Source organism: Brachybacterium sp. ACRRE (genome assembly GCF_022346485.1).
Lineage (GTDB): Bacteria > Actinomycetota > Actinomycetes > Actinomycetales > Dermabacteraceae > Brachybacterium > Brachybacterium halotolerans.
In genome coordinates, this window is sequence record NZ_JAKRMO010000029.1 from 40,283 (window position 1) to 48,496 (window position 8,214).

Below are 8,214 nucleotides of genomic sequence, written 5' to 3' on the forward strand. Positions count from 1 at the left end.
CTGCATCAGGCGGCTGCCGACCGCGCGGGACGCGCGGGCACCGTCGCACGGATGCGCTCGCAGACCTCGGCGATGTCGCCGGCGGAGGACGCGGGCGAGCTCGGGAGGCTGAGGCCGGTGCGGTACAGGCGCTCGGCGACCCCCGTGATCGTGCGGGGGAACGCGGACTCGTCGGCGAAGACCGGCTGCAGATGCATCGGTTTGAAGACGGGCCGCGACTCGATGTCGTGGGCGGCGAGGGCCTCGCTGATGCCCGCGGTGTCGATCCCCGCCACCTGCTCGTCGACGACGATCGAGGTCAGCCAGGCGTTGCTGCCGGGATCGCCGCCGCCGAGCACGGTGATGCCCGGGAGATCGGCGGCCATCTGCTCGTACGCCGCACGGTGCGCGCGGCGGACCGCGCAGAACTCGTCCAGCCGCTCCAGCTGCGCGAGCCCGATCGCGGCCAGGATGTTCGAGAGCCGGTAGTTCGTGCCGACCTCCTCGTGCTGGTAGTACGGGACGGGCTCGCGGGCCTGCGTGGCGAGCTTGCGGGCATGATCGGCGAGGGCGTCGTCGTCCGTGACCACGGCGCCGCCGGAGGAGGCCGTGATGATCTTGTTGCCGTTGAACGAGAGCGCCGCGGTGATGCCCTCGCTCCCGGCCGGGCGGCCCTCGCGCACCGAACCCAGGGACTCCGCCGCATCGACGACGAGCTGCGCGCCGTGGGCGCGCGCGATCTCGCCGAGCCTCCCGTGGTCGGCGATCCGGCCGTAGAGGTCGACGGGCACGACGGCCCGCACCCTCGTGCCGCGCGACTCCGCCTCCGTGAGCGCCTGCTCGACGAGGGCCGGGTCGAGGACCCCGGTCTCGTCGCAGTCCACGAACCAGGGCGTCGCCCCGCAGGCGACGATGCCGCTGGCCGTGGCGATGAAGGTCAGCGAAGGGCAGATCACGAGGTCGCCCGGCCCCACGCCGGCGACGCGCAGGGCCAGGTGCATCGCGGCCGTCCCCGAGGACAGGGCCACGGCGCGGCGCCTCCCGGTGCGCTCGGCGAGCGCGGCCTCGAAGGCGTCGAGCTGCGGCCCGGCGGGGGCGATCCAGCCCGAGTCCACGGCCTCCAGCAGCAGCTCGCGCTCGCGCGTGCCGATCGTGGGCACCGACAGGGGAATGCGTGCGGTCACTTCGTCATCTCCTGGGGTCCGTCGGCGCTCGTCGCCGCGGCGATCTGCGGGGTGCGCGCGGTCGCGGGGGTCTCGGGCGCCGCGACCTGCACGGCCGCGGGCCCGGGCGCCGGCGCGGGCGCGGGCGCCGGCTCAGGCGCGCGCGCCGTCGTGCCGGCGTCGGCGTCGGGCGGAACGACGGGCGACCCCTCGACGACCTGGTGCAGGTCGTTCTCGGCGAGGACCTGCGTGTAGAAGGCGTCGATGGCGGTCTCGGGCGCCGCCGGCGCGGGGAGGGCGCCCTCGGCGATCGGCTCGTTGCGCACGTGCCACACGCGCCCGCTGCGGGTGAGGACGGTGTTCTCGTCGGGCGTGAAGAGCTCCTCGGCGAGCTTCTCCCCGGGGCGCAGGCCCGTGAAGACGATCTCGCAGGAGACCCCGGCGAGGGAGATCATGCGCCGGGCGATGTCCACGATCTTCACCGGCTCGCCCATCTCCAGCACGAGGGTCTCGCCGCTGCGGCCCACGGAGAGCGCGAACAGCACCAGCTGGCACGCCTCGGGGATCGTCATGAAGTAGCGGGTGACGTCCTTGTGCGTGACGGTGACGGGGCCGCCGTTGCGGATCTGCTGGCCGAAGGCGGGGATCGCGGAGCCCCGCGACCCGATCACGTTGCCGAAGCGCACGCTCACGTAGCGGCGACCGGTGCGGTCGGCGGCGTCGGTGGTGAGGCCCTCGGCGACCCGCTTGGAGGCGCCGAGGATCGACGTGGGGCGCGCGGCCTTGTCGGTCGAGACGTTCACGAAGCGCTCCACGCCGTGCTGCTCCGCGGCGTCGATGACGTTGCGGCTGCCGTGCACGTTGGTCTTCCATCCCTCGGCGGGGAAGCGCTCGAGCATCGGCAGGTGCTTGAGCGCGGCCGCGTGGAAGACGACCTCCGGGCGGTGCTCGGTGAAGACCGCGTCGAGCGCCTCGCGGTCGCGGATGTCCGCGAGCACGTACTCGGGCTGGTCGAGCAGGGCGCTGCCCTGCAGGGACATCGAGAGCGCGTGCAGCGCGGACTCGTCGCGATCGAGCATGACCAGGGAGGCGGGCTCGAGCTTCTTGATCTGGCGGCACAGCTCGGATCCGATCGAGCCGCCGGCACCGGTGACCAGCACCCGTCGGCCCGCGATCACCTCGCGCGCGGCGGAGGTGTCCGGGGGAGTGATCGGGCGGCCCACCAGGTCCTCCACGTCCAGATCGACCAGTCGGCCGATGCTGTCGCGCGTGAGCATCTCGCTGAACGTCGGGACGGTCCGCACCCAGCGGGCGCTCGTGTCGACCTGATCGGCCAGGCGGGAGAACAGATCGGAGTCGGCCTCGGAGATCGCGACGATCGCGCCGTCGGCCCCGGTCTCGTCCAGGACGCGGGCCAGGTCCATGGTGCGGCCCCGCACGGGGACGCCGCGGACCACCATGGCGCGCTTGGCGAGGTCGTCGTCCACGAGCGCGACGGGGCGGTACTTGCTGTGCTTGTCGCTGAGCAGGTGGTCGATGAGCGAGGCGCCGAGGATCCCGGCGCCCACGATGACCACGTCCTGCGCATCGCGCGGCGCGCGCTCGCGGTCGAAGGCCATGCGGAGCGCCTGGCGGGCGCCGATCATGAGCACCAGGGCCGCGAGCCAGGCCAGCAGGACGCCGCCGAAGAAGCGGTCGCCGGCGAAGGCGAGGGAGCCCAGTGCCGCCGCGATCGCCGAGATGGCCGAGGCCAGCGCGACGGTGCGCAGCTCGCCGACGGAGCCGACGATGTACCGGTGCCGGTACACGCCCAGCAGCGCACCGGCGACGAACTGCACGGCGATCGAGACCAGGGCGAGGACGAGCGCCGGGACGATCACGACGCCCGGCAGCAGCAGATCGGCCACCAGCCAGCCGAGCGCCCACATCACCAGATCGCACGCGCCCAGCACGAGCGCCACCACCCACGGTGTGTTGCGCTCGATCCCCGCCTGCGTGAACCGGCGGGGCCAGAGCGTGGTGCCCCGGTCCTGCGCGTCCTCGAGTGCTTCAGATGCGCCTGCCATCGTTCTCTTCCCCCTCGTGCGGCAGTTCCCCCGCCGCCTCGTTCTTCTCCGATTCCCCGACCGCGTCGAGGCGCTCTTCCGACCCGTCCGCGAGCATCACCACTCCGTCGAGCCGCTTCCCCCTCCAGCGGGCCATCGCGGCCCCCCGTGCGAACCTGCTGACCCGGGCGCCGGCCGCGCCGACCAGGATCGTCGCCTCGTCGTCCCCCATCGCGACGAGGGCGTCGGCGTCGGCGTCGAGGTCGATCGTGCGCACGGCGAGGCCCTCCTCCGAGAGCCCCTCCGCGAGCCGGCCGACGGGTGCGCCGTCGATGCCGAGCAGCGTCGTCCGTGCTCCGGGCGCCTCGCCCAGGCCGTGGATCGCGCCGGCGAGCCCCTGCAGCGTGCGGGGGCGCCCCTGCTCCGCGGCCTCCGCGGCGAGCCCGTGCGCGGAGGAGCCGAGGACGGCGAGGACGGGCGCCTCGGCGGCGTCCGCGGCATCGTCGATCCGGCGCGGGCGTCGGTCGCGGCCGTTCAGCGCCAGCGCGGCGACGAGCCCCGCCAGCAGGCCGACGACCAGGCCGATCGGCGCGATGATCACCGGGTTGGGCGAGGACGGGCTGGAGGGGACGGCCGGCTTGAGCACGACCGACGCGGACACCCCCTTGTCCTTGCCGTCGCCGATGTTCTCCGACAGCGCGGTCGCCGCGGCGGAGGAGAGCTTCTGCGCGGTCGCCGGATCCTCGTCCTCGGCGGTGACCTCGATGATCGAGGTGTTCTCCGGGGAGGTCACGGACACGGACGACGCCACGTCGGCGGCGGTCATCTTCTCGCCCATGAGCTTCGAGATCTTCGTGACGGTGCTGTCGGCCGTGGCGAGCTCGAGGTACGTGGGGAGGTTCTGCGTGACCTCCGCGGACTGCGCGGCGTCCGCCTCGACCAGGATCTGGCCCTTGGACTCGTAGGAGTGCGGCAGGGCGGCGTTCACGATCAGTCCGCCGATCAGTCCGATGACGGCGCCCGCGGCGAGCAGCCACCAGCGCTCGCGCAGGGTCCTCCAGAGGGCGGCTGTGGTCATGAGCGGACTCCTTCTTCGTGTGCTGTGTCGGGCCTCGGGGCGGGGGGAGACCCCGCGGCGTCCTCCGCGTGCTCGGCGGCTTCGCCGGCGCCGGGCACGCGCGTGTCGAGGGGAGGGCGGACACCCAATGCACGATATGCGTCGAGTGTCCGCTTCGCCAGATCTGCGAGGTCGAACTCCTGGGTGATCCGGGCGGTGGCGGCCTCGCCCATCCGCCGACGCGCCGGGGCATTGGCCGCGAGGGACGCGAGGGCGCGGAACAGCCCGTCGGTCGTCCCGTCGAGCACCCCGTTCTCGCCGTCCACGAGGATGTCGGTGACGCCGGTGACGGGATGGGCGACGCAGGGGATGCCCATCGCCTGGGCCTCGAGGAGCGCGATCGGCATCCCCTCGCCGGCGGAGGTGAAGAGCATGAGGTCGGCCTCGGCGAGCTCCGCGCGCAGTTGGGCGGGGGAGAGCCACCCGGTGACCTCGACCCCGTCCCCGAGGAGCTGGCGCTCGCCGTCCCCCAGCCAGCGGAAACGCGTCACGGGCAGGGCGCCGTCCCCGGTGCGGCGCTCCTGCTCCCACCGACGTGCGATCTCGCCGAAGACGTCGGGGCGCTTCTGCGGGGCGATGCGTCCCACGTGCACGATCCGCAGGGGCCCGTGCCCGGTCCGTCGCGACGCGGGGCGGGCGAGCGCCGCGGCGTCCACGCTGTTGCGCAGCACCGCGGTGCGGACGCCGCGCAGGGAGCGGCGGGCGAGGCGCTCCTCGGAGCCCGAGACGAGCGCGAGGCGCGGGCCGAGGACCGCGCCGATCTGCTCCAGCCCCCGCAGGACGGCGACCGACGACGCCGAGGCGTCCGAGCGGTCGAAGGCGAAGGAGTGCGGGCTGTAGACCGCGCGGCTCCGGTGGCCCGTCACCAGGGCCGCGGCGCGCCCCAGCATCCCCGCCCGCGAGGAGTGCAGGTGCACGAGGTCGACCCGGCGGCGGGCGAGCAGCGCGAGGATCCCCACGGCGAACGCGGGGACCGCCGTGCGGTGGCTGCGGGAGAGGCGGATGACGCGGACGCGTCCGTCCATCATCGCGGCGATCTCCTCCCGGGAGGGGGAGTCGGCGCGGGGGACGTAGGCGAAGGCGACGTCGAACCCCGGGAGCGCGGCCGTGGCCTTGGCGATCGCGGTCGCGGCGGCGAGCACGCCCGAGCTCGAGGCGTCGGTCGCGTGCAGGACGCGCACGGGGGCGCCAGGATCGGGTGTGCCAGGACCGGGGGCGCCGTCAGGAACGGCGCTGTCGGGAGCGGTGCGGGGGGTCATGGGGTCCCTCCGATCTGAGAGGTCACGGGTGGGGCGGACGGGTGGGGACGGTGCGCACGGACAGGCGGACGGTGCCGCGCCGAGCGCTCCTGCCGCCGCGCGGCGCGCGCATCGGGGAAGAGCACGGCGGCCGCGTGCGAGCGGTCGGTCCCGCTCGGCAGCGCGGCGAGGGCCAGCGGGAGCATCGGCGTCAGGTGCTTGAGATACGAGCCGTAGTCGGGCTCGAAGATCGCCTGCACCACGAGCAGCGCGAGCAGCAGCGACACGGCCCGGGCGGTGCGCACGCCGCTGTCCTGGGACGCGGCCGGGCTCCCGATCGGGGCGGCGCCGAGACGGGCGGGATCCGCTCCCCACCGGGCTCCGCCGGCGCGGGATGCGCGGCCCGTCGTGATGAGCTCGCCGCTGACGACGGGACGCAGGGCGACGGCCCAGATCGCCATGATCAGCAGGGCGCTCACCGCGTAGTACGGCGTGCCGGTCGATCCCAGCGGGACCGGGATGACGAGGAAGACCAGGGCGATGAGGGCCGAGAGCACGCCGAGCGGGCCGGTGGCGTCCGGGAACGCCGAGTCGATGACGGTGGCGACGTCCGCGTTCGCCTGCTGCTCGTTCGACCAGGTGCGCATCCCCTCGAGAGTCTGCCCGAGCGCGATCTGGAACGCGGGCTGCAGGAGCGCGTAGACGAGAGCCAGTGCGGCGACGATCACCAGCGGGTTGCGGGTGCGCGAGAGCAGGATCCGCCACCCCAGGTAGAGGACGGCGATGAGCAGCCAGTACGGCCGCAGCGTCGCGCCGTAGGCGACGCAGAGCAGCGGGACCGCGAGATCCCAGCGGCGTCCGCGGGGCAGGAGCAGCACCAGGAGGACCAGCAGGAGCGTCACGTGCTCCTTGGAGTACTGGGCGAGGTACACGGCCGCCAGGCCGAGGGAGGCGGCGACCGCGGCGAGGCCGACGAGCGAGAGGTCGCGGATGCGCGTCCACCCGATCGCCGCGAACACCGCGGCGATGAACAGCGCGATGCCCAGCATCGCGGCCAGGGACTGCTGGTCGCCCAGGCCGAGCGCCGTGTAGATCGCGGCCACGCGCCGGAACGACTGGGCGTCGCCCAGGATGGGCCCGTGGATGGAGTGGTCGATGTGGCCGCCGTCGAGCACGAACTGCTCCGGCACGATCGACCGCATGACGGGGGCGGCGAGCAGCGCCGCGCCGGCCATGAGCACGACGGCGATCTGGTTCCCGAGGCCCCTCATCGTGCGCCCGCCCCTCGCTGCGGGGCCGCGCCTCGCCGCGCGGCGGCGCCGGATCCCGGCCGCTCGGATCCCGCGAGCCGGCGGCAGGCCTGCACGAAGGCCTCGGCCATGTCCGTGCTCGATGCGCTGTGGCGGGACCGCGCGCGGGTGCCCATCGCCTCGAAGGCCTCGGGGTCCTGGGCGAGGGCGACCAGCCGCTCGGCGGCGGAATCGGTGTCCTCGCCCACGAGCAGGGCGTCGACGCCGTCGGCGGTGTCCGCGGCGAGCTCGCCGACGGGCGTGAGGGCGCAGACCATGCCGGCGGAGAGCGCCTCGTGGGCGGACATGGCGTACCCCTCGAAGTCCGAGAGCTGCACGAACACGTGCGCGGCGGCGGCCAGGGCGCCGATCTCCTCGCGCGCGCTCGCGCCGTGACGCGTGATGCGATCGCGGAGCCCGCGGGACGCGGCGAGGGCCAGGGCGCTCTCGAGAGCTCCGTCGTCCGGCCCGATCAGATCGAGCCGGGCGCCGGCGGGCCAGAGGGCATCCGCCCGGCCGAGGAGCTCGACGATGCGGTCCAGGCGCTTGGACGGAGCCAGGCGCCCCCAGAACACGAGGCGCAGCGGCTCGTCCGTCCGCGGCGCCCTGCGCGGGACGTCGTCGGAGAAGATCGGCGAGGCGCGGGGATGCACGAGCACGTGGGGGACGCTCGTCCCCGCGCGAGCCAGTGCGGGTCGCACCACGTTCTCGTACGCCGAGGCGGAGTCCACCAGCACCATGTCCGCGCGGGGGATCGCCCAGCGGTGCACGACCCGGTCGAAGCGGTTGGTGAAGCGGGAGCTGTGCACCCAGACGGCCCATCGGCCGCCGGAGAGCCTGCGGGCCAGAGCGCCCAGCGCGACGACCCGCCAGAGCGAGGTCACGGTGACCTGCGGGCGCAGGCGACGGGCCTCCCGGAGGAGCCGGAGCGCGGAGAGGGGCGAGTTCACGCCGGTGCCCTCGACGTCGGCGACCAGGGCCTCCTGGCCCTCCGGCGCGCCCGCGAGGGAGGCCACGCGGTATCGCACGTCGGCCGCGAGAGGATCCGGGGTGCGGAGCGCCGCCTGCAGGTGCGCGGCGATGGCCTCGACGCCGCCGACCGTGGTGTCGTGGATCAGGTGCAGGACGCGCACGTCTGCCGGGGCGCGCTCGACGGAGCGTGCGTGCATGTCATTCCCCCTGGACAGCAGTCGTCGACGGCGTTGATGCGCTGCACGTCCCCCGCAGCGCTGGGCGTCGGCGCGTCGATGACCCGCCGGTAACTGCCCCGAATGACCAGAATCCACCCTTCTGTCCGATTCGCGAAGACATTGTGCGGCGGGTCACGGGTCCCGGGGGTGGGGGGGGGGCGGGTGGGGGGGGGGGGGTGGGGGGGGGGGGGGG

The 8,214-nt window shown here is 74.3% G+C and carries 6 protein-coding genes; all 6 read right to left on the bottom strand.

The features are described from left to right. Window positions 1–5 precede the first annotated feature (5 nt). Genes MHY49_RS10130 through MHY49_RS10155 form a run of 6 tightly spaced genes read right to left on the bottom strand, consistent with a single transcriptional unit; the run spans window position 6 to window position 8,000 of the window. Window positions 6–1,163, bottom strand: coding sequence for an aminotransferase class I/II-fold pyridoxal phosphate-dependent enzyme (locus tag MHY49_RS10130; RefSeq protein ID WP_239203867.1), 1,158 nt, complete (start codon window positions 1,161–1,163; stop codon window positions 6–8). Next, window positions 1,160–3,208, bottom strand: coding sequence for a nucleoside-diphosphate sugar epimerase/dehydratase (locus tag MHY49_RS10135; protein WP_239203868.1), 2,049 nt, complete (start codon window positions 3,206–3,208; stop codon window positions 1,160–1,162). The genes MHY49_RS10130 and MHY49_RS10135 overlap by 4 nt, the downstream gene beginning before the upstream one ends. Further along, window positions 3,192–4,265 carry a YveK family protein gene (locus tag MHY49_RS10140; protein ID WP_239203869.1) on the bottom strand — a complete coding sequence of 358 codons (1,074 nt, stop codon included), beginning with the start codon at window positions 4,263–4,265 and terminating at the stop codon, window positions 3,192–3,194. Before MHY49_RS10140 ends, MHY49_RS10135 begins: the two co-directional genes overlap by 17 nt. Further along, complete coding sequence (locus tag MHY49_RS10145) at window positions 4,262–5,563, bottom strand: glycosyltransferase family 4 protein (protein ID WP_239203870.1); 1,302 nt, start codon at window positions 5,561–5,563, stop codon at window positions 4,262–4,264. Before MHY49_RS10145 ends, MHY49_RS10140 begins: the two co-directional genes overlap by 4 nt. Next, window positions 5,560–6,813, bottom strand: coding sequence for a hypothetical protein (locus MHY49_RS10150; protein ID WP_239203871.1), 1,254 nt, complete (start codon window positions 6,811–6,813; stop codon window positions 5,560–5,562). The genes MHY49_RS10145 and MHY49_RS10150 overlap by 4 nt, the downstream gene beginning before the upstream one ends. Next, complete coding sequence (locus tag MHY49_RS10155) at window positions 6,810–8,000, bottom strand: glycosyltransferase family 4 protein (RefSeq protein WP_239203872.1); 1,191 nt, start codon at window positions 7,998–8,000, stop codon at window positions 6,810–6,812. Before MHY49_RS10155 ends, MHY49_RS10150 begins: the two co-directional genes overlap by 4 nt. Window positions 8,001–8,214 lie beyond the last annotated feature (214 nt).